We start from the raw sequence: 22241 nt of genomic DNA, 5'->3' as shown, positions 1-22241 counted from the left end.
CGCTAAAAAGACGACAGCGTGAACGATCATTTCGTCACAGTTAGTGAATACCGCCGATACGACTCAGGCGTACGCCTGTCGGCCACTCCCCTTCCTGCTTGTCAAAGCTCATCCAGATAGCGACCGCTTTACCGACCAGATTCGCTTCCGGAACAAATCCCCAGTAACGGCTATCCGCGCTGTTATCGCGGTTGTCGCCCATCATGAAATATTGTCCCGGTGGTACAACCCAGGTCGCCAGCGGTTGTCCTGGCTGTTGGTAATACATGCCCAACTGATCCTGAGCTATCGGCACCATCAGGATGCGGTGCGTCACATCGCCCAACGTCTCTTTACGTTCGGTCAGGCGAATGCCGTTTTCTTTCGTCTCGTTTAGCGGAACCTCAAAGAAACCGCTGGTCGCTTCTCCGCCGTTACGGCGGGCAAAGGTCTGTACAAAATCACTCGGCTCAACGTTAGAGTAGGTAACCGGCAGCGCATTTTCGCACGCCTGACCGGAGCTACAGCCAGGCTGAATCGTCACCTCTTTCGCAACCGGATCATAAGTGATTTTATCGCCCGGCAAACCGACTGCGCGTTTGATGTAATCTAACTTAGGATCTTCCGGATATTTAAATACCACAATATCCCCGCGCTTTGGATGACCGGTTTCAATCAGGGTTTTCTGGTAGATCGGATCTTTAATGCCGTAGGCAAATTTTTCCACCAGAATAAAATCGCCGATAAGCAGTGTCGGCATCATTGAGCCTGACGGGATCTGAAAGGGTTCATAAAGAAATGAACGAACGATCAGAACGATCGCCAGAACCGGGAAAACCGACGCCCCGGTCTCCAGCCAGCCCGGCTTAGGCGCCACTTTATTGAGCGTAGCGTTATCCAGCGCATCTCCCGACGCCGTTTGCGCGGCAGCCTGGCGCGCCCGACGTTTTGGCGCGAAAACAAACTTATCAACGCACCATAAAATGCCCGTCACCAGTGTGGCTATCACCAGAATCAGGGCAAACATGTTCGCCATGCCAACTCCTTAGGGATTATTTATTGTCTTTACCGACATGCAGAATGGCGAGGAACGCCTCCTGAGGCAGCTCGACGTTACCGATCTGCTTCATGCGTTTCTTACCTTCTTTCTGTTTCTGCAGCAGTTTTTTCTTACGACTGATATCACCGCCGTAGCACTTCGCCAGCACGTTTTTACGTAACTGTTTTACCGTCGAACGGGCAATAATATGCGTACCAATCGCCGCCTGAATCGCGATATCAAACTGCTGACGTGGGATCAAATCTTTCATCTTCTCCACCAGCTCGCGACCACGGCTTTGCGAGTTATCACGGTGTGTGATCAGCGCCAGCGCATCGACACGTTCGTTGTTGATTAACACATCAACACGCACCATGTCGGAAGCCTGGAAGCGCTTGAAGTTATAATCCAGAGACGCATAGCCGCGCGACGTTGATTTCAGACGGTCAAAGAAGTCGAGCACCACTTCCGCCATCGGGATTTCATAGGTCAACGCGACCTGGTTACCGTGATACACCATGTTAGTTTGTACGCCGCGTTTCTCAATACACAGCGTAATAACGTTACCTAAATAGGCTTGTGGTAACAGCATATGACATTCGGCGATAGGCTCGCGCAGTTCATAAATGTTATTCAACGGCGGCAGCTTGGAGGGGCTATCAACATAGATAGTCTCTTTCGCCGTTGTTTCTACTTCATACACCACGGTCGGCGCAGTGGTGATCAGATCCAGATCGTATTCGCGTTCCAGACGCTCCTGAATGATCTCCATGTGCAACAGGCCGAGGAAACCGCAGCGGAAACCAAAGCCCAGCGCCGAGGAGCTTTCCGGTTCATAAAACAGTGAGGCATCGTTCAGGCTCAGCTTGCCGAGCGCGTCGCGGAAACTTTCATAATCGTCGGAGCTGACCGGGAACAGACCTGCATAGACCTGCGGTTTCACCTTCTTAAAGCCCGGCAACGCTTTTTCCGCTGGGTTACGCGCTGAGGTTAAGGTATCACCAACTGGCGCGCCGAGGATATCTTTAATGGCGCAGACCAGCCAGCCTACTTCGCCGCACTTCAGCTCGGTACGATCAACCTGTTTTGGCGTGAAGATCCCCAGGCGGTCAGCGTTGTAGGTCTGCCCGGTGCTCATCACTTTAATTTTGTCGCCTTTACGCATGGTGCCGTTTTTAATACGCACCAGCGATACCACGCCCAGGTAGTTATCGAACCAGGAGTCAATAATCAGCGCCTGCAGCGGGCCGTCCGGATCGCCTTGCGGCGGCGGGATATCGCGCACCAGGCGTTCCAGAACATCCGTCACGCCGACACCCGTTTTGGCGGAGCAGCGTACCGCGTCCGTCGCATCGATACCGACAATGTCTTCGATTTCTTCCGCCACACGCTCCGGATCGGCGGCCGGCAGGTCAATCTTGTTAAGCACCGGCACCACTTCAAGATCCATTTCCATCGCGGTGTAGCAGTTCGCCAACGTTTGCGCTTCTACGCCCTGGCCGGCATCCACCACCAGCAGCGCGCCCTCGCAGGCGGCTAACGAACGGGAAACTTCATAGGAAAAGTCAACGTGTCCCGGCGTGTCGATAAAGTTCAGTTGATAAGTTTCACCATCAGACGCTTTAAAATCCAGCGTCACACTCTGGGCTTTAATAGTAATACCGCGCTCACGCTCAAGATCCATCGAATCAAGTACCTGAGCTTCCATTTCACGGTCAGACAGGCCACCGCAGATTTGGATAATACGGTCAGACAGCGTCGATTTACCGTGGTCAATGTGAGCAATGATCGAAAAGTTACGTATGTTCTTCATAGAGATAAATTATTATGCCTTACGCCTGGTTGACCAGACTTTAGAGGTCGCTGTTCTGAGCTTAACGTCTGTTTTAACTGAAACGCCGCATTCTACACTACAACGCTAAGGCGAGGAAATGTTCATAGTGTAAGGAGAGCGGGAACTGGAAAACGCCTCGCTTTTTTCCTGTAAAACACCGCAACGCAGGAAAAGCGCATGCTTATCGGGACAACAACCCAACGCGGCAGGTGTACCGTTGGGCAAAACGTTTACTGGCGCGTTTCGATTGAGGTAGTTTCGACGCGAACAAGGTCCGGCGGGAGGGCAACGTTTAAAATCACCGGCTGCCAGGCGTCACGCTCCGCCAGTTTTCGGGAATAGCCGCGGGCAACCAGAAAACCGCCCACGCCGCCCAGCACGGCCCCGCTTAATGCGGCAAGGTCAGATCCAAACAGCATCTGAAAAAGCGCCGCACAAAGAAATAGCCCCGCTAAAGGCGACATATAAACCAGCAACGCCGAACCTAAAAGGCTTTTTTCGGCGATGCCCAACTCGACTTTCTGCCCCGGCGCCAGCGGCTCCGCGCTTGGCACAACAATGGTATGCGTGGTTTGCGGCCCTAATTTATTCAGCACGCGACTGCCGCATCCCGCACGGGAGGCGCAGCTGCTGCATGACGCTTTAACGTCGCAGCTCACCACCGCCTGACCATTCTGCCAGGAGACAACGGTTGCCCACTCTTTAATCATTGTACTGCCCTGAATTTGATACTGTCGGCAATGCGCTTCGCCGTTTGCGGCGGAAGCTCGCCGACAATGGTGATTTCCGCGTTGTCGCGAACGCTGCTATAAACCGTTCGGCGCCCGGTGCGCAGCATCTGATCGCTGCTGTTTTGCGTCGCCCGGTTCACATTGACGGAAAAGCTAAACAGACCGTCAGAATAAAGCCGCGATTCGATAGGCAGGTTATCCATCGTCGGCAACGGACGACGGCTGCTGGAAACTTCGCTAAAGCCTTGCGGCACCCATGATGGACTCCAGTTAAATTTCGTTTTTTCCCCACCGGGAACAGAAAGCAGCGGCGGCAGATTCGCCTTCGCCAGCGCCTGCATGTTGCTGCCGATATCCTGACTCACCGTGAACGCAATAACGCGGAACTGCTCCAGCGTCTCGCCATCGCGATCCAGCAGATCAACGCGCATCGGCAGTTTGGTGTCCATGTCCATCCAGACGATATAGCTATAACGCGTACCATCGCGCGCCACAACGCGGATAACTTCGCACAATCTGTCTGCGATACGGGTGCGTCCGACAGAAATAAAGTCGTAGTAAGGTGCCAGGCGCTTGAAGTCGGTGTAAATCAGGGAAGGCAGAGAATCGACAATATAATCACCGTTCAGGGTGAACGGCTCAAGGCCCGGTTCAAAATAACTGATTTCATTACCACGTTGTACGACCTCCCGGCGGGGACCGTCCAACTGTAGCAATTGCGCAAGCGGGCGACCATCCAGGCGTGCGTGTCGATAACGTAGAGATTCAACGCCTTGTTTCGTGATGCTGACGAATGACAGCTCGTAATTCAGTGACTGACTGGCGATGTTCATCTGCTGCAATAACGCCCCGGACGCAGGGTCGGCCGAGGCGTTTGCTGAGAAGAACAGGCTAGCCGCCACAAGGGACATGGCAAACCAAAGTTGCTTCATTACTGCGATTGCGTTCCTAAAGTTTGGATTCCTGGCACCTGTACCGCGGCTTGCTGGGTTTGCGCCTGCTCAAACTGAAGCTGTTCGGAGTGCAGTCGGCGCTGCAGTTCATAGTCCTGCAACATGGCATTAATGCGACGACGCTGCTCCTGTACCTGCTGTTGCTGACTGCCGACAGGCGCTGCTTCAGAAGGCACTCCCAGACTTACCGGGCTGGCTTTCCCCATCATAGGCAGGGTATTGAAAACCGGCGTTTCAGGTTGTTGGGATGTTTCAGATTGCCCATTATAGTGCTGGACACCGACGATAACTGCAAGTGAAACGCACGCCGCCACGCCCATTTGGGTAAGCTGCGCCGCCCACGGACGCACTTTTTTCCAGAACGGCATTTTCTGCCATTGCTGCGGAGCGGGTTGGGCCTCAGGGATTAATGGCGACACCTGACGTACTGGCTCGTTTTCAATAGCGGCCATCACGCGAGCGGATATATCGAAATGGAGAACGTCAGGCGTATCCCCCCGCATTGAATCGCGGATCAGGTGATAACTCTCCCAGGTTTTCTGCATTTCCGGGTCGTGCGTAAGCGCTTTGAGCAGCTCACTATCCAACGTTTCGCCATCCATCAAAGCGGAAAGTTTTTCTTTCTGCATGCCTAATACCTTTTCCAGTATCCCGCTATCGTCAACGCCTGATAAGCGGTTGAACTTTATTATCAATAGCTTCCCGCGCCCGGAAGATACGTGAACGCACCGTCCCCACCGGACAATCCATGATAGCCGCTATCTCTTCATAGCTCAGGCCATCCAGCTCCCGTAAGGTGATTGCCATACGTAAATCTTCCGGGAGGGACTCAATAGTTCGGAAAACTATCTGTCTCAGTTCTTCTGACAACATTAAGTTCTCAGGGTTCGAAATTTCTTTCAGCGCGCCGCCGCTTTCAAAGTTTTCTGCTTCAATCGCGTCTACATCACTGGAAGGCGGACGACGCCCCTGCGCAACCAAGTAGTTCTTCGCGGTATTGACCGCAATACGATACAACCAGGTATAAAAAGCGCTATCCCCCCGGAAAGAATCCAGCGCGCGATAGGCCTTAATAAATGATTCCTGTACGACATCGGGAACGTCGCCCGATGGCACATAGCGGGAAACCAGACTCGCCACTTTATGCTGGTAGCGCACTACCAGTAAGTTAAAGGCTTTCTGATCTCCCTTCTGGACCCGTTCAACCAGGACCTGGTCCGTTAACTGCTCGCTCATCCGAGGTAATGTCTCCCCAAACCAAATTTCCACGCGCTTTCGAAACGCCACTCCATAAGCCGCACTATGAGCAAGCAACAGGTTAGAGTGTCTATGTTTCGTAAAGTTCCGTTACGCATTTGTTTTTGTTTGTCATGTTGTAGACAGGTCTTATCTTCCATTATAAGTCTACAGATGCTGAACAACGCACTATCTGTACAGAAATGCCCATTTCGTCGTTTGCAGAGTAACCTAACAGCATCTTTATTTCACTACAAAATCCGACGCTAACACCCTGCCCTATAAAATATTTTTTGCCGTTTATCTCTCGCCGTATTTTTATTTTATGTTTAATAAGCACAACACCAGAGAAATCATAACGTGCTTTTTAACGCCATATAGTGCTAATCTGCCGCAACCATGTTTAGTAAATTAAACAAGAACCATGATGACAACTCCTGAACTGTCCTGTGATGTGTTAATTATCGGCAGCGGCGCGGCCGGACTCTCGCTGGCGCTGCGTCTGGCTGAAAAGCATAAGGTTATCGTCCTGAGTAAAGGGCCGGTGAGCGAGGGCTCCACGTTTTATGCGCAGGGCGGTATTGCCGCCGTGTTTGATGAAACCGACAGTATTGCGTCGCATGTCGAAGATACGCTGATTGCCGGTGCCGGAATTTGCGATCGCCACGCGGTGGAGTTTGTCGCCAGCAACGCCCGTACCTGCGTGCAGTGGCTTATCGATCAGGGCGTCCTGTTTGATACGCATGTCCAGCCAAACGGCAAGGAGAGCTATCATCTCACGCGTGAAGGCGGCCATAGTCATCGCCGTATCCTTCATGCCGCCGACGCTACCGGAAAGGAAGTCGAAACCACGTTGGTCAGTCGGGCGCAAAATCATCCTAATATTCAGGTGCTGGAACGCAGCAACGCCGTTGATTTAATTATCTCCGATAAAATGGGTCTGCCGGGGCCTCGCCGGGTCGTCGGCGCCTGGATCTGGAATCGCAATAAAGAGTGGGTTGAAACCTGTCATGCGAAGTCGGTGGTGCTGGCGACCGGCGGCGCCTCAAAGGTTTATCAATATACCACTAACCCGGATATTTCCTCCGGCGACGGTATCGCGATGGCCTGGCGCGCAGGCTGTCGGGTCGCTAATCTGGAATTTAACCAGTTTCATCCCACCGCCCTTTATCACCCGCAGGCGCGTAATTTTCTCCTTACCGAAGCGCTGCGTGGCGAAGGCGCATACCTTAAACGTCCGGACGGTTCACGGTTTATGCCGGACGTTGACGAACGCGGGGAACTGGCGCCGCGCGATATTGTCGCCCGCGCTATTGACCATGAGATGAAACGACTCGGCGCAGACTGTATGTTTCTCGATATCAGCCACAAGCCTGACGATTTTGTCCGCCAGCACTTCCCGATGATCTATGCGAAACTGCTCGATTTGGGGATGGATTTAACCAAAGAACCGATTCCCGTTGTTCCTGCCGCGCACTATACCTGCGGCGGCGTGGTCGTCGATGATTATGGTCGTACCGATGTAGACGGCTTATATGCCATTGGCGAAGTCAGTTACACCGGCCTGCACGGCGCTAACCGTATGGCGTCCAACTCGTTGCTGGAATGCTTAGTGTACGGCTGGTCCGCGGCAATGGATATCGACAGGCGAATGCCTTCTGTCCACAGCGTTGACGTCCTTCCCGCCTGGGATGAAAGCCGCGTGGAGAACGCCGATGAGCGGGTGGTGATTCAGCATAACTGGCACGAACTGCGTCTGCTGATGTGGGACTATGTGGGGATTGTGCGCACGACGAAACGGCTGGAGCGCGCCCTACGGCGTATTACTATGTTGCAACAAGAGATTGACGAATATTACGCCAACTTTCGCGTCTCGAATAATTTACTGGAGCTGCGCAATCTGGTGCAAGTGGCCGAACTGATTGTGCGTTGCGCGATGATGCGTAAAGAGAGCCGGGGGCTGCACTTTACGCTGGATTATCCGCAACAACTGGCTGAATCAGGCCCATCGATCCTTTCGCCGTTAACGCCTCACATAAACAGATAAAATGCCTGGGTCAGCGCCGTATAACTTTCAGAATAATGCTGGTCTGACCCGCGAATTACTAATCTGTCGCTAAAGCACTCCCCGGCTTGTGGGGAGAATGCGAGCAAAACCCGGTGCGGCAAGCGCGCTTCGTTTTCCGCAACGTCAGTACGTAGCCGCAAATGCCATCCCATGTTGAGCGCTTGCTGCGTAAAAGCGTTACCTATTTGTTCCGGCAAGACTACGCAAAAAAAGCCATCTTCGGTAATACAATCCGCCGCAATAGCCAATAACGTCTGGTGATCCAGCGTAGCGGTGTAACGCGCCTGCTCCCGCTGCGGCGTGGCGCATTCCACACCGGGTTCGTAATAAGGCGGGTTGCTGATAATAAGATCAAAGCGTACCGTCTGGCGAGGCGCCCAACGCTGAATATCGTCAGTATGCACCGTTATTCGATGCGGCCAGGGAGAGTGAGCCACGTTTTCCTGCGCTTGCATGGCAGCCCCGGAATCCAGTTCCACGGCGTCAATAGGCACATTGTCATCCGTCCGCTGCGCCAGCATTAACGCCAGCAGACCGCTTCCAGTACCGATATCCAGAATTCGCTTTACATCCGCGACCGGCGCCCACGCCCCGAGTAAAATACCGTCAGTTCCCACTTTCATCGCACACCGATCGTGTGCGACAAAAAACTGTTTAAACGTAAATCCGTTACGACGAAGAACGGAGCCAGACTGAGACATGTAAAAACAACCTTGCAAAAAACGGCGACAGCGCCGGGTGAAAACAATACCTGAGAAGGGATATCCATACAAACAGATGAAGATTGCGGCCGTAACGTCTATAATCAGCGCCCCACACAGAGGTAGAACATGACTGTAACGACTTTTTCCGAACTTGAACTCGACGAAAGCCTGCTGGATGCCCTCCAGGATAAAGGTTTCACTCGCCCGACCGCCATTCAGGCTGCCGCCATTCCGCCTGCGCTCGATGGCCGTGATGTACTCGGTTCTGCGCCGACAGGCACCGGTAAAACGGCGGCATATCTGCTGCCGGCGTTGCAGCACCTGCTCGACTTTCCGCGTAAAAAATCGGGGCCGCCGCGTATTCTGATCCTGACGCCAACCCGCGAACTGGCAATGCAGGTTGCCGATCACGCTCGTGAACTGGCTAAGCATACTCATCTGGATATCGCCACGATTACCGGCGGCGTGGCCTATATGAACCATGCTGAAGTGTTTAGCGAAAACCAGGATATCGTGGTCGCCACAACGGGCCGTCTGCTGCAATATATAAAAGAAGAGAACTTTGACTGCCGGGCGGTTGAAACACTGATCCTTGACGAAGCTGACCGGATGCTCGACATGGGCTTCGCTCAGGACATTGAACATATCGCTGGTGAGACCCGCTGGCGTAAACAGACGATGCTGTTCTCCGCCACGCTGGAAGGCGATGCGATTAAAGATTTTGCCGAGCGCCTGCTGGAAGACCCGGTTGAGGTTTCCGCCAATCCGTCAACCCGCGAGCGTAAGAAAATTCACCAGTGGTACTACCGTGCCGACAATTTCGAACATAAAGTTGCGCTGTTGAAGCACCTGCTAAAACAAGACGATGCAACCCGTTCTATCGTATTTGTACGTAAACGTGAACGCGTCCATGAATTGGCTGAAACGCTGCGTCTGGCAGGGATCAACAATTGCTATCTTGAAGGCGAGATGGCGCAGATCAAACGTAACGAAGGTATTAAGCGTCTCACCGACGGTCGCGTTAACGTGCTGGTCGCGACCGACGTCGCGGCACGCGGGATTGATATTCCTGACGTCAGCCACGTCATTAACTTCGACATGCCGCGCAGTGGCGATACCTATCTGCATCGCATTGGTCGTACAGGCCGTGCGGGTCGCAAAGGCACTGCAATCTCGCTGGTAGAAGCCCACGACCATCTGTTGCTGCTGAAAATCGGTCGCTACATCGAAGAGCCGCTAAAAGCGCGCGTCATTGATGAGCTTCGCCCGACCACGCGTGCGCCCAGCGAAAAGCTGACCGGCAAACCGTCGAAAAAAGTGCTGGCGAAACGCGCCGAGAAGAAAAAAGAGAAAGAAAAAGAGAAGCCGCGCGTGAAGAAACGTCACCGCGATACAAAAAATATCGGTAAGCGCCGCAAGCCAAGCGGTACGAAAATGCAGGAGCAATCCAGCGAAGAGTGATGATAATGCCGGGTTCGTTAACCCGGCATTTTTTTATCTTCCACGGTAAAACACGCCTCCATACACTGCATAAATATCTGCATTGCCGGGCTGATCGCTTTCCCGGCATGATGGGCACACAGCGCCATAATCGATAGCGACGGCGCGCCAAACGGCAGCTCTTTCAACTGACCGGTACTAAGTTCTCGTTCAACGGCAAAACGTGGTAAAAAGCTGATGCCCAGGTTAGCAGCCACACACTGTTTAATGCTTTCAATACTCCACAGTTCAATGGTGTTTTCCAGCGTAATCCGCCTCTGCCGTAGCGTACTTTCAAACAGCTGGCGGAAAACACATTGCGGTTCATTGATGATGAAGCTACAGGGAATATGCTGATCTGGCTGCGTAAAATCAGCATCCTGTAGCAGTGGAGAGGCCACCAACGCCAGCGACTGCTCCCCCAGTTGCTGCATCGTGAGCGCGTCATCATTACCTACGCGATAAAAAACGCCTAGATCGACCTCGTCATTCAGCAACGCATCACGTATCACATAGCAATTCAGCGATTGTAGCGACAATCTGACATTCGGCGCTCGCAGCTTAAAACGTTGTAAAACCTGCGGCATTTTGTACGCCAGTAAGGTTTCACCTGTCGCCACGCGCAGCTCTCCGCCGGGTTCCGCATCCTGTCTTGCGGCTTCACGAATCGACTCCATCACACGCGTCAGTTCATGGATATGCGGCATCAGCTTTTTCCCCTCATTGGTCAGGCACATTCGGCGCCCTATTTTCTCGAACAGTTGCAGGGAAAACTCACGTTCAAGCTGTTGAATATGAAAAGTTACTGTCGACTGAGTGCAGCACAGCTTTTGCGAAGCCCGCAGAAACGAGCCCTCTTCCACTACCGTTTTCAGCGTAATAAACCGACGCAGATCCATAACTACCAACCTATCGAAAATCTCGAATTCAGAATTAAAAAACATTCATTTTTTTAAATATTTCATATCGGGTACTGTCTGCTAAAACAGAGGAGATGACAAGTGACACCGATGCTTTTAAGCGCTTTCTGGACTTATACATTAATCACCGCCCTTACCCCCGGCCCAAACAATATTCTCGCGCTTAGCGCAGCAACTGCACATGGTTTTCGGCAGAGTATTCGTGTACTGGCAGGTATGAGTCTGGGATTTTTGGTCGTCATGCTGCTGTGCGCCGGGATCGCGTTTTCCCTTGCGGTTATCGATCCGGCAATCATTCATTTGCTCAGTTGGGTAGGGGCTGCGTATATCCTGTGGCTGGCGTGGAAAATTGCCACCAGTCCAGCGGCGGATGAGAACGCCAGACCAAAACCGGTTGGCTTTTGGGTAAGCTTTGGCCTGCAGTTTGTGAACGTCAAAATTATTCTGTACGGCATTACCGCTCTGTCTACATTTGTTTTACCGCAAACGCAGGCGCTGAACTGGGTCATCGGCGTCAGTATATTGCTGGCATTGATCGGCACGTTCGGTAATGTGTGTTGGGCGCTGGCGGGACATCTGTTTCAGCGGGCGTTTCGCCATTATGGTCGCCAGTTAAATATCATTCTGGCGTTACTGCTGGTGTACTGCGCGGTGCGGATTTTTTACTGACCCAAATAAAACAAAAGCGGAAAAGGCCCGGCCTCTTCCGCTTGTTATTACCGGATAAGCCTTACAGGCTTTCGGTAAAGGTACGAGCGATAACGTCGCGCTGCTGTTCCGGCGTCAGGGAGTTAAAACGCACCGCATAACCAGAAACACGAATAGTCAGCTGCGGGTATTTTTCCGGATGCTTAACCGCGTCTTCCAGAGTTTCACGACGCAGAACGTTAACGTTCAGATGCTGACCGCCTTCAACGCGTACTTCCGGTTTAACTTCCATCGGAATTTCACGGTATTCAATCTCGCCCAGTTTGCTGACAGCCACAACTTCATCTTCAGCAAAGCCGGATTTTGCAACGATGCAGCGCGCTTCGCCTTTTTCGCTGTCCAGCAGCCAGAAGGAATTCAGCAGGTCGTCGTTAGCGGCTTTAGTAATCTGGATACCTGTAATCATGTGATGCCTCCCCAGGCAAAATTATTTGATTTCGGTCGGCCTAATCCCGGCCAATTGGTAAAACCATTGTTGCTTGAGTGTATATATACCCTTCGATCACCCTTCATTCTTTGATTTAAATCAATAAAAACCACAACATAAAAAGGGTGATGAAGGGAATTTATTGTTTTACATCAACTTACACCATTCAGACCTATAAACTTTTTACATAAATTTTCAACTATCTTTTGTAGGTAACCGTTTTTGTAGCACGCAGGATTTTGCACTGCAGAAAGAAGCAGTTAAGCTAAGGGAACTGGAAATTCGCAGGAGAGCGAGATGGCGACTGAGTTAACCTGGCACGATGTGCTGGCTGATGAGAAACAGCAACCTTACTTTATCAATACGCTTCACACTGTTGCTGGCGAGCGTCAGTCGGGTATCACGGTCTACCCGCCGCAAAAAGATGTGTTTAACGCCTTTCGCTTTACGGAACTGGGCGACGTTAAGGTGGTGATCCTGGGACAAGATCCTTACCACGGCCCCGGCCAGGCACATGGTCTGGCGTTTTCCGTGCGTCCTGGGATCGCTCCCCCGCCGTCATTAGTGAATATGTACAAAGAGCTGGAAGCCTCCATTCCCGGCTTTGTTCGCCCCGCGCACGGTTATCTGGAAAGCTGGGCGCGCCAGGGCGTACTGTTACTGAATACGGTGCTCACGGTACGGGCAGGCCAGGCGCACTCTCATGCCAGCCTGGGGTGGGAAACCTTTACGGATAAAGTGATAAGCCTGATTAACCAACACCGCGAAGGGGTCGTCTTCCTGCTGTGGGGCTCGCACGCCCAGAAGAAAGGCGCGATTATTGATCCACAGCGCCACCATATTCTGAAAGCTCCGCATCCCTCGCCACTCTCTGCGCACCGCGGATTTTTTGGCTGTAACCATTTTGCGCTAACGAACCAATGGCTGGAACAACACGGCGAGAAAACTATCGACTGGACGCCAGTATTACCGGCTGAGAGTGAATAACGTTGGCGGCTCGCCGCTTTATCGCCCGGATAACGGCGCGAAAGCGCCTTGTCTGACCGGGCGGTAGGAAGTACATAATCGGCCCGGCGCGCGTTGCGTCACCGGGCTGCAGCCCTTACGCTTTATTCTGTCGCCACCACTCGGCGAGCAGCACGCCTGTCGCAACCGACACATTCAGGCTTTCCACGTTCCCGGTGCCGTTAATTTTCACGCACAGATCGCCGGGTTCGCGCGCCGCTTCCGGCAGGTAGTCATATTCACGGCCTAAGACCAGCACCATCTTTTCCGGCAGGGTCGTACTAAAGAGCGCCTGACCGCGATCGCTGGACGTCGTCACCACGGTGTACCCCGCCTGACGAAAATCATCCAGTACGTCAACAATGCTTTCACCAGTGATCGGCTGGACATGCTCCGCCCCGCCTTCCGCAGTACGAATCGCCGCGCCGGACTCCAGCAACGCCGCATCCTGTACCACCACGCCCTTCACGCCGAAGTGCGCGCAGCTACGCATCATGCCGCCCAGATTATGCGGGTTAGCGACATCTTCCAACGCCAGCACGCAGTCTTGATCCGCCGCCTGCTTTACCCATTGCTTAACGGTCGTACCGTTACGCTTTTTAATCAGGAAACACACGCCGCCGTGGTGCTCAGTCCCGGAAGCTTTTGCCAGTTCGGCTTCATCCACCACATGGTAGGCTTTACGATTCGCCGCCATCCAGCGCAGGGCTTCTTTAAAGCGCGGCGTTACGCTTTGGATAAACCATGCGCGCACGATGGCGTCAGGACGGCTCTGGAATAGCGCCTGGCAGGCATTTTCGCCGTAGACGCGTGTCTCTTCCGCACGCTGGCGACGCAAAACTTCAGGGTCAATAAAACTTTTACCGCTAATACCACCATGATCGACTTTCTCAGGCGTTTCATCGCCTGGCGCGCGGGACACGGTGCGCCACGGCGAAGTTTCATGTTTACGGTCACGGCTCTGATTATTTCGCTCATCACGGGCGGGGCGACGTCCACCGTCAGTGCGAGACTTTGCTGGGCGGCCTCCCCCTTTCCCGGTACGCGGGTTATGGGTGCGTTTATCAGAGTCATCATCACTACGGACATACATCACTTTGACTTTGCCGCTTTTGTTTTTTAATTCATCGTTCATGCTTTTCTCCACCAGCGCTGCGCGAAGCGCGAAGATTACCCGATGTGCATCCGGTTAGCCATGATTTCGTTTAAAAGCTTGCGACTATTGTACTCATTGAATAAAACACATTGTTGTTTAGCACAGACTCCTCGATAATATGTAACATTATAGAAACATCCCGCGCGTAGCGGGACGTCTTCCGACGTATTCAGAGGTTAGCTATGAACACCGTTTGTACCCATTGTCAGGCCATTAACCGCATCCCCGACGATCGCCTTCAGGATGCGGCAAAATGTGGACGCTGCGGTCATGAGTTGTTTGACGGAGAAGTCATTAATGCGACCGGCGAAACGCTGGACAAACTGTTGAAGGACGATCTTCCAGTGGTGATCGACTTTTGGGCACCCTGGTGCGGCCCTTGCCGTAACTTTGCGCCAATCTTCGAGGATGTCGCAGAAGAGCGCAGCGGTAAAGTCCGTTTCGTCAAAGTGAATACCGAGGCGGAACGGGAACTCAGCGCCCGTTTCGGTATTCGCAGCATCCCGACGATTATGATTTTTAAACATGGACAGGTGGTCGATATGCTTAATGGCGCAGTGCCTAAAGCGCCTTTCGACAGCTGGCTGAACGAAGCGCTGTAAACGCCACGGGGCGCATCTTGTGCCCCGTTTTCACCTCTGCCACAATAGCGTTTTTCTCCGCAAACGCTTTCTATGACCAATAACGCTGTCCTTCAGTTACGCGCCGAACGGCTTGCGCGCGCTACACGCCCTTTTCTTGCCAGAGGCAATCGGGTTCGCCGCTGTCAACGCTGCCTGCTGCCGCTAAAATCTTGCCTGTGTGATACGTTAACGCCTTCTCAGGCGAAAAGCCGTTTTTGTCTGGTCATGTTTGACACTGAACCGATGAAACCCAGCAATACCGGCCGGCTGATAGCCGATATTTTGCCGGATACCGCGGCGTTTCAGTGGTCGCGTACCGAGCCGCCGCAGGCGTTGCTGGAGCTGGTACGGCATCCGGATTATCAGCCGATAGTGGTATTTCCTGCGTCCTACGCCGGCGAAGCGCGCGAGGTCATTTCCACCCCGCCCGCCGGGAAACCGCCGCTGTTTATCATGCTGGACGGCACCTGGCCCGAAGCACGTAAAATGTTTCGTAAAAGCCCTTATCTGGATCATCTGCCAGTCATTTCCGTCGATTTATCGCGTCTTTCAGCTTATCGTCTGCGTGAAATCCATGCCGAAGGGCAATATTGTACCGCCGAAGTCGCCATAGCGTTGCTAGATCTGGCGGGAGATCCCGAGGCGGCAACCAGTTTAGGTGAACATTTCACCCGTTTCAAAACGCGCTATCTGGCAGGAAAAACGCAACATCCGGGAAACGTCACAGCATAAAATAGCGAAAGCGTTTAAAATTATCCGGTCACTTCTGTGTAAGGGAAACCGGTATGAGCCAGCAAGGACTGGAAGCGCTACTGCGACCAAAATCGATCGCGGTGATTGGCGCATCAATGAAGCCCCACCGCGCGGGTTATCTGATGATGCGTAACTTGTTGGCGGGCGGATTCAATGGCCCCGTCCTTCCCGTGACGCCCGCCTGGAAAGCCGTTTTAGGCGTCATGGCCTGGCCGGATATCGCCAGTCTCCCTTTTACTCCCGATCTGGCTATTTTATGCACTAACGCCAGCCGTAACCTGGCGTTACTGGACGCGCTTGGCGCGAAAGGGTGTAAAACGTGCATTATCCTTTCTGCTCCCACGTCGCAACATGAAGAACTTCTTGCCTGTGCCCGGCATTATAAAATGCGTCTGCTGGGTCCAAACAGTCTTGGGCTCCTCGCGCCGTGGCAAGGGCTGAATGCCAGCTTTTCTCCCGTCCCGATTAAACAGGGCAAGCTCGCTTTTATTTCCCAGTCTGCCGCCGTTTCCAATACTATTCTTGACTGGGCGCAACAGCGTGAAATGGGCTTTTCCTACTTTATCGCGCTGGGCGATAGCCTGGATATTGATGTCGATGAACTACTGGACTATCTGGCGCGCGACAGCAAGACCAGCGCGATTTTGCTCTACCTGGAACAGTTAAGCGACGCCCGCCGTTTTGTTTCCGCCGCCCGTAGCGCTTCACGTAACAAACCGATTCTGGTGATTAAAAGCGGCCGAAGCCCGGCAGCCCAGCGTTTACTTAATACCAGCGCGGGAATGGACCCTGCGTGGGATGCGGCCATCCAGCGCGCAGGCCTGCTGCGAGTCCAGGATACGCACGAGCTTTTTTCCGCCGTCGAAACACTGAGCCATATGCGTCCGCTACGCGGCGACAGACTGATGATTATCAGCAATGGCGCCGCGCCTGCCGCGCTGGCGTTAGATGAGTTGTGGTCGCGTAACGGCAAGCTGGCGACGTTGAGCGAAGAGACCTGCCTGCAACTACGGCAGGCGCTTCCCGCGCACATAGATATTGCCAATCCGCTGGATCTGTGTGATGACGCCAGCAGCGAACATTACGTCAAAACGCTGGATATCCTGCTCGCCAGTCAGGATTTTGACGCGCTTATGGTTATCCACTCTCCCAGCGCTGCCGCGCCGGGTACGGAAAGCGCCCATGCTCTGATCGAGACGATTAAGCGCCACCCCAGAGGCAAGTTTGTTACGCTGCTGACAAACTGGTGCGGCGAGTTCTCGTCTCAGGAGGCAAGACGGCTATTCAGCGAAGCCGGATTACCAACCTACCGCACGCCGGAAGGCACGATTACCGCGTTTATGCATATGGTGGAATACCGGCGTAACCAGAAGCAACTGCGGGAAACGCCAGCGTTGCCGAGTAACCTGACGTCCAATACCGCTGAGGCGCATAATCTGTTACAGCGGGCGATTGCGGAAGGCGCCACCTCACTGGATACCCATGAAGTACAGCCGATTTTACACGCCTATGGGCTGCATACGCTCCCAACCTGGATTGCCAGCGACAGCGCTGAAGCGGTGCATATCGCCGAACAGATAGGCTATCCGGTAGCTCTCAAGCTGCGCTCGCCCGACATTCCGCATAAATCTGAAGTTCAGGGGGTCATGCTTTACCTGCGGACCGCAAGCGAGGTACAACAGGCCGCGAACGCCATTTTCGATCGTGTAAAGATGGCCTGGCCGCAGGCGCGGATTCACGGTTTGCTGGTACAAAGCATGGCTAACCGCGCCGGCGCGCAGGAGCTTCGAGTGGTGGTCGAGCACGATCCGGTGTTTGGTCCTTTGATTATGTTGGGTGAAGGCGGCGTAGAGTGGCGTCCGGAAGAGCAGGCGGTCGTCGCGCTGCCGCCGCTCAACATGAATCTGGCGCGCTATCTGGTGATTCAGGGCATTAAACAGCGGAAAATTCGCGCCCGTAGCGCGCTGCGTCCGCTGGATATTGTCGGTTTAAGCCAATTGCTGGTCCAGGTTTCAAACCTGATTGTCGACTGCCCGGAAATTCAGCGTCTGGATATCCATCCGCTGCTGGCTTCCGCCAGTGAGTTTACCGCGCTGGATGTGACGCTGGATATTGCCCCGTTTGATGGCGATAACGAAAGTCGACTTGCGGTACGCCCCTATCCCCACCAGCTTGAAGAGTGGGTGGAGATGAAAAATGGCGATCGCTGCCTGTTCCGTCCTATCCTGCCGGAAGATGAGCCCCAGCTGCGACAATTCATCGCACAGGTCACCAAAGAGGATCTTTACTACCGTTATTTCAGCGAGATCAACGAATTCACCCATGAAGATTTAGCCAACATGACGCAGATCGACTACGATCGAGAAATGGCCTTTGTGGCCGTGAGGCGGATGGACAACGCTGAAGAGATCCTCGGCGTAACGCGCGCGATCTCCGATCCTGACAACGTAGATGCCGAGTTTGCCGTATTGGTGCGTTCAGATCTCAAAGGGTTGGGTTTAGGACGCCGTTTAATGGAGAAATTGATTGCCTATACTCGCGATCACGGATTGAAGCGGCTGAACGGTATTACGATGCCGAACAATCGCGGCATGGTCGCGCTGGCCAGAAAACTGGGATTTCAGGTCGATATTCAGCTCGACGAGGGCATCGTGGGATTGACGCTGAATCTGGCCAAATGTGATGAATCGTGAGTAATGTACTGGAAATGTTGACCACTTTAACGGGTACTGATGTTATTATTGCTCGCTTATGTCGTCTGCATAGCACAGAGGACCCTTCAATGAACAGAGAAGAAATGCACTGTGATGTTGTCAAAATTTAAGCGTAATAAACATCAACAACACCTTGCCCAACTCCCTAAGATTTCTCAGTCAGTTGATGATGTAGATTTCTTTTATACTCCTGCTACTTTTCGGGAGACACTGCTGGAGAAAATCGCCAGCGCGACGCAGCGTATTTGTATCGTTGCCCTGTATCTGGAACAGGACGATGGGGGTAAAGGTATACTCGACGCGCTCTATGCGGCTAAACGGCAGCGTCCTGAACTGGACGTGAGGGTGCTGGTCGACTGGCATCGCGCGCAACGCGGGCGCATTGGCGCAGCGGCCTCGAATACCAATGCAGACTGGTATTGCCGACTAGCGCAGGAAAACCCCGGCATTGATGTCCCGGTTTACGGCGTACCGATTAATACGCGAGAAGCGCTTGGCGTACTGCATTTTAAAGGCTTTATCATTGATGATAGCGTCCTGTACAGCGGCGCCAGCCTGAACGATGTCTATCTCCATCAGCATGACAAATATCGCTACGATCGCTACCAGCTGATTCGCAATCGGCAAATGGCAGACATCATGTTTGACTGGGTGACGCAAAATCTGATGAATGGCCGTGGTGTGAATCGTCTGGATAATACCCAGCGTCCGAAAAGCCCGGAGATTAAAAACGATATCCGCTTATACCGTCAGGAGCTGCGTGATGCGTCATATCATTTTCAGGGTGATGCTAATGACGAGCAGCTCTCCGTTACGCCGCTGGTCGGGCTTGGAAAATCCAGTCTGCTGAACAAAACCATTTTCCATCTCATGCCCTGTGCGGAGCATAAGCTCACCATTTGTACCCCTTACTTCAATCTACCAGCGGTACTGGTGCGGAACATTATTCAGCTACTGCGCGACGGAAAGAAAGTCGAAATCATTGTTGGCGATAAAACCGCGAATGATTTTTACATTCCGGAAGATGAACCGTTCAAGATCATTGGCGCGCTGCCCTATCTCTATGAGATTAACCTGCGCCGCTTCCTGAGCCGTTTACAGTATTACGTCAATACCGATCAGCTTGTGGTGCGTCTGTGGAAAGATGACGACAATACCTATCATTTGAAAGGGATGTGGGTAGATGATAAATGGATGCTACTCACCGGCAACAATCTGAATCCTCGCGCCTGGCGTCTGGATCTGGAAAACGCCATTCTGATCCACGATCCTAAGCAGGAGCTTGCCCCTCAGCGGGAAAAAGAGCTGGAACTTATCCGAACGCACACAACCATCGTAAAACATTATCGTGACCTGCAGAGCATTGCCGACTATCCGATAAAAGTGCGTAAACTGATTCGCCGCCTGCGCCGGATCCGCATCGACAGATTAATTAGCCGTATCCTGTAATCGAAGCCCCGTCCTGTACGGGGTTTTCTCTTAGGAGTGAACTGGTGCGCGTGTTGATTCCTTTTACGGTGTTGTTTCTCTCCGGGTGCAGCCATCTGGCTAACGACCACTGGAGCGGTCAGGATAAAGCCCAGCATTTTATGGCATCAGCGATGCTATCGGCAGCCGGTAATGAGTATGCGCGTCACCAGGGAGTAAGCCCTGACCGCAGCGCAGCGATAGGGCTGATGTTTTCTTTGAGTCTCGGAGCCTCAAAAGAACTCTGGGACAGCCGCCCGGAAGGCAGCGGCTGGAGCTGGAAAGATTTTGTCTGGGATGTCGCTGGCGCGACAACCGGTTACGCTATCTGGCAAATGGCGCGATACTAAAGGCGCAAGCCCTTTCCTTTACGGTGCAACATCAGCGAAACCAGGAAAGCCAGAACGGCCATCGCGGTAACATACCAGAAGAACGAACTCTCCATACCGACAGATTTTAGCGACAGCGCGACATATTCCGCAGAGCCGCCAAATAACGCGTTTGCTACCGCATAGGATAAACCGACGCCCAGGGCGCGAACCTGCGCCGGAAACATCTCCGCTTTCAGGATCCCGCTAATCGAGGTATAGAAACTCACAATCAATAGCGCGCACATCACTAAAGCAAATGCGGCATAAGGCGACGTCACATTCTGCAACGCGGAGAGAATTGGAACGGTGAAAAGCGTCGCGAGCGCGCCAAAACATAGCATAGAAGTGCGCCTGCCAATCTTATCGGATAACGCGCCGAATAACGGCTGCACCAACATGAAAACACACAGCGCGACCGTCATAATGCCGCTGGCGACATTGGCATGCATACCTGCTGTATTTACCAGATATTTCTGCATATAGGTGGTGAAGGTATAAAAGCACAGCGAGCCTGCCGCGGTGAAACCAAGCACCATCAAAAAGGCTTTGCGATTACGCCACAAACCTTTCAATGAACCGGCTTCTTTTAACGCGCGAGTCTCATGCTTCGAGGTTTCATCCAGCTGGCGACGTAGCCATAATGCCACAACCGCCAGCACGGCGCCCAACGCAAAGGGAATACGCCATCCCCAGGCACGAAGTTCAGCATCTTCCAGAACCTGCTGCAAAATCACAACGACCAGCAAGGCCAGTAGTTGGCCACCGATAAGCGTAACGTACTGAAATGACGCGAAAAATCCCTTACGACCTTCAAGCGCAACTTCACTCATATATGTCGCGCTGGTCCCATACTCTCCCCCTACCGAGAGCCCCTGAAATAACCTTGCAACAAGTAGCAGCGCCGGTGCCCAGGTGCCGATGGTATCGTAACCAGGTAAGCAGGCAATCACCAGCGACCCCATGCACATCATGCACACCGAAATCAACATTGAGGCTTTGCGCCCGCGTCGATCGGCAATGCGTCCAAACAGCCAACCACCGATAGGCCGCATTAAAAAACCGGCGGCAAAGACGCCTGCCGTTTGCAAAAGCTGAGTAGTGGTATTACCAGAAGGAAAGAAGATATGTGCAAAATAGAGCGAGCAGAAAGAGTAGACGTAGAAATCAAACCATTCCACTAAGTTTCCGGAAGAGGCCCCCACGATAGCCCATATGCGTCGCCGCATCTCCGGAGCCTCAGCGTTGTTTTTATCTATACGCTGAATAATTTCTGCCATACTGTTCTCCTTGTTGCCAGGCTTAATCGGCCTTTTATTTTGGAGATTCAGATTACGCGAGACAAAAAAGTAAATAAAGTGTTAATTATTTGTTTGCTAATTTTTATCCCCACCGTGCCTGATGCTGGCGTTTCCGTTTCAGATAGTCTTCGTCCTGACGAATTTTATCCCACCAACCTTTGAAAACCGTTGCCGCCGCGGCCTTAATAGGATCATTACCCCGTGTATTCAGGCTGCCGTCTTCGGCATACTTTTTACCGCCTTTATAGTTAGCGTATCGCCTGGCGCGGGTGTATCCCATCTGAATAAATTTACGCGCCATGTCCATACCAACGAAATCATCCTGCTGCCGGTAAGCTTCGAACAACTGGTAGATTTGCTCTGCGGATTTCATCGCCGATGCTTTATCTTTATAGCGCCAGAAAGGAAGAATTTCGCTTTTGTAGGGTTCAACCAGTAGCACCCCCTGCTCGCCTCGTCCAACCTGATACAATTCAGGCTGCTGGCGGAAGTCGATGCTGGAAAAGTCCTGCTGGTAGTTAAAAGGTTTGATAGCCAATGAAAATCCTCACTGCTTATATAAGCACGTGTAAAGGATAGTTCATCGTTAACGATTGGGTGGGTTGTGCTCTTATCGGTTCTACAAGAGCACCAGCTTCGTAGGCGGGATAATTCCTGTAGGCCGGATAAGGCGGAGCCGCCATCCGGCAGAAACAGACAAAAACAAAAGGCCCTGTCTTCCGACAGGGCCCTTCGTTTTATTTGATGCCTGGCAGTTCCCTACTCTCGCATGGGGA

General features: G+C 52.8%; 22 protein-coding genes. 9 read left to right on the top strand and 13 right to left on the bottom strand.

Annotation, left to right across the window (positions count from 1 at the left end; genetic code table 11):
• Window positions 1-40: 40 nt before the first annotated feature.
• From lepB to rseD, 7 genes are all read right to left on the bottom strand, one after another.
• Window positions 41-1015 (bottom strand): signal peptidase I, encoded by a 975-nt coding sequence (gene lepB, locus ACLJQD_RS18605; protein ID WP_000002559.1) that lies wholly within the window; start codon window positions 1013-1015, stop codon window positions 41-43.
• Window positions 1016-1031: 16 nt separating this feature from the next.
• The gene (gene lepA / locus ACLJQD_RS18600) at window positions 1032-2831 is read right to left on the bottom strand and encodes a translation elongation factor 4 (RefSeq protein WP_000790154.1); all 1800 of its coding nucleotides are present in this window, start codon (window positions 2829-2831) and stop codon (window positions 1032-1034) included.
• Between the two features lie 251 nt (window positions 2832-3082).
• Window positions 3083-3562, bottom strand: a complete 480-nt coding sequence (rseC, locus tag ACLJQD_RS18595) for a SoxR-reducing system protein RseC (RefSeq protein ID WP_000589087.1) — start codon at window positions 3560-3562, stop codon at window positions 3083-3085.
• On the bottom strand, window positions 3559-4515 hold the full coding sequence (gene rseB, locus ACLJQD_RS18590; RefSeq protein WP_000812017.1) for a sigma-E factor regulatory protein RseB: 957 nt from the start codon (window positions 4513-4515) through the stop codon (window positions 3559-3561). Before rseB ends, rseC begins: the two co-directional genes overlap by 4 nt.
• The gene (gene rseA / locus ACLJQD_RS18585) at window positions 4515-5165 is read right to left on the bottom strand and encodes an anti-sigma-E factor RseA (RefSeq protein WP_001168374.1); all 651 of its coding nucleotides are present in this window, start codon (window positions 5163-5165) and stop codon (window positions 4515-4517) included. Before rseA ends, rseB begins: the two co-directional genes overlap by 1 nt.
• Window positions 5166-5196: 31 nt before the next feature.
• A complete protein-coding gene (rpoE, locus tag ACLJQD_RS18580) occupies window positions 5197-5772 on the bottom strand; it encodes an RNA polymerase sigma factor RpoE (protein ID WP_000003307.1) in 576 nt (191 codons plus the stop codon).
• On the bottom strand, window positions 5769-5933 hold the full coding sequence (gene rseD / locus ACLJQD_RS18575) for a rpoE leader peptide RseD (RefSeq protein WP_014344135.1): 165 nt from the start codon (window positions 5931-5933) through the stop codon (window positions 5769-5771). The genes rpoE and rseD overlap by 4 nt, the downstream gene beginning before the upstream one ends.
• Before the next feature lie 263 nt (window positions 5934-6196).
• On the opposite strand from rseD, the gene nadB reads away from it, so the two are divergent.
• Window positions 6197-7819: an L-aspartate oxidase gene (nadB, locus tag ACLJQD_RS18570; protein WP_000989187.1), complete on the top strand. Its 1623-nt coding sequence runs from the start codon at window positions 6197-6199 to the stop codon at window positions 7817-7819.
• On the opposite strand, the gene trmN is transcribed toward nadB, so the two are convergent.
• Window positions 7804-8541: a tRNA(1)(Val) (adenine(37)-N(6))-methyltransferase TrmN gene (gene trmN / locus ACLJQD_RS18565; RefSeq protein WP_000083347.1), complete on the bottom strand. Its 738-nt coding sequence runs from the start codon at window positions 8539-8541 to the stop codon at window positions 7804-7806. The two genes, nadB and trmN, sit on opposite strands and share 16 nt — an antisense overlap.
• Before the next feature lie 129 nt (window positions 8542-8670).
• On the opposite strand from trmN, the gene srmB reads away from it, so the two are divergent.
• Window positions 8671-10005 (top strand): ATP-dependent RNA helicase SrmB, encoded by a 1335-nt coding sequence (gene srmB / locus ACLJQD_RS18560; RefSeq protein ID WP_000219174.1) that lies wholly within the window; start codon window positions 8671-8673, stop codon window positions 10003-10005.
• Between the two features lie 17 nt (window positions 10006-10022).
• Here srmB and ACLJQD_RS18555 read toward each other — a convergent pair whose 3' ends face one another.
• Window positions 10023-10922, bottom strand: coding sequence for a LysR family transcriptional regulator (locus ACLJQD_RS18555; protein WP_000365859.1), 900 nt, complete (start codon window positions 10920-10922; stop codon window positions 10023-10025).
• 102 nt (window positions 10923-11024) lie between these two features.
• Between ACLJQD_RS18555 and eamB the strand changes: the two genes are divergently transcribed.
• Window positions 11025-11612, top strand: coding sequence for a cysteine/O-acetylserine transporter (eamB, locus tag ACLJQD_RS18550; RefSeq protein ID WP_000188414.1), 588 nt, complete (start codon window positions 11025-11027; stop codon window positions 11610-11612).
• A 61-nt stretch (window positions 11613-11673) separates the two neighbouring features.
• Here eamB and grcA read toward each other — a convergent pair whose 3' ends face one another.
• Window positions 11674-12057, bottom strand: a complete 384-nt coding sequence (gene grcA / locus ACLJQD_RS18545; RefSeq protein ID WP_000627811.1) for an autonomous glycyl radical cofactor GrcA — start codon at window positions 12055-12057, stop codon at window positions 11674-11676.
• Window positions 12058-12375: 318 nt separating this feature from the next.
• Between grcA and ung the strand changes: the two genes are divergently transcribed.
• Window positions 12376-13065 carry a uracil-DNA glycosylase gene (ung, locus tag ACLJQD_RS18540; RefSeq protein WP_000179978.1) on the top strand — a complete coding sequence of 230 codons (690 nt, stop codon included), beginning with the start codon at window positions 12376-12378 and terminating at the stop codon, window positions 13063-13065.
• 115 nt (window positions 13066-13180) lie between these two features.
• On the opposite strand, the gene ACLJQD_RS18535 is transcribed toward ung, so the two are convergent.
• A complete protein-coding gene (locus ACLJQD_RS18535) occupies window positions 13181-14218 on the bottom strand; it encodes a tRNA/rRNA methyltransferase (protein ID WP_000997370.1) in 1038 nt (345 codons plus the stop codon).
• Between the two features lie 203 nt (window positions 14219-14421).
• On the opposite strand from ACLJQD_RS18535, the gene trxC reads away from it, so the two are divergent.
• The 5 genes from trxC (at window position 14422) to ACLJQD_RS18510 (ending at window position 20146) form a co-directional block, all read left to right on the top strand.
• Window positions 14422-14841 (top strand): thioredoxin TrxC, encoded by a 420-nt coding sequence (gene trxC, locus ACLJQD_RS18530; protein WP_001098732.1) that lies wholly within the window; start codon window positions 14422-14424, stop codon window positions 14839-14841.
• 72 nt (window positions 14842-14913) lie between these two features.
• Entirely contained in the window at window positions 14914-15594 is a 681-nt protein-coding gene (tapT, locus tag ACLJQD_RS18525; protein ID WP_017442128.1) for a tRNA-uridine aminocarboxypropyltransferase, read from the top strand.
• A 53-nt stretch (window positions 15595-15647) separates the two neighbouring features.
• Window positions 15648-18308: a protein lysine acetyltransferase gene (pat, locus tag ACLJQD_RS18520; protein WP_000082642.1), complete on the top strand. Its 2661-nt coding sequence runs from the start codon at window positions 15648-15650 to the stop codon at window positions 18306-18308.
• 114 nt (window positions 18309-18422) lie between these two features.
• The gene (gene pssA / locus ACLJQD_RS18515; RefSeq protein ID WP_000949286.1) at window positions 18423-19778 is read left to right on the top strand and encodes a CDP-diacylglycerol--serine O-phosphatidyltransferase; all 1356 of its coding nucleotides are present in this window, start codon (window positions 18423-18425) and stop codon (window positions 19776-19778) included.
• 44 nt (window positions 19779-19822) lie between these two features.
• Window positions 19823-20146, top strand: coding sequence for a YfiM family lipoprotein (locus tag ACLJQD_RS18510; protein WP_001264473.1), 324 nt, complete (start codon window positions 19823-19825; stop codon window positions 20144-20146).
• Here the strand turns inward: ACLJQD_RS18510 and ACLJQD_RS18505 are convergent.
• Together ACLJQD_RS18505 and ACLJQD_RS18500 are read right to left on the bottom strand one after the other, a co-directional pair.
• On the bottom strand, window positions 20143-21444 hold the full coding sequence (locus ACLJQD_RS18505) for an MFS transporter (protein WP_000807820.1): 1302 nt from the start codon (window positions 21442-21444) through the stop codon (window positions 20143-20145). The two genes, ACLJQD_RS18510 and ACLJQD_RS18505, sit on opposite strands and share 4 nt — an antisense overlap.
• A 103-nt stretch (window positions 21445-21547) precedes the next feature.
• A complete protein-coding gene (locus ACLJQD_RS18500) occupies window positions 21548-22003 on the bottom strand; it encodes a DUF4385 domain-containing protein (RefSeq protein ID WP_000985658.1) in 456 nt (151 codons plus the stop codon).
• Between the last annotated feature and the right edge of the window lie 238 nt (window positions 22004-22241).

The organism is Salmonella sp. SAL04214 (assembly GCF_046550615.1).
GTDB classification, from domain to species: domain Bacteria; phylum Pseudomonadota; class Gammaproteobacteria; order Enterobacterales; family Enterobacteriaceae; genus Salmonella; species Salmonella enterica.
Note: the sequence above shows the minus strand (reverse complement) of the source record. Positions and strands in the feature narration are given on the sequence as shown.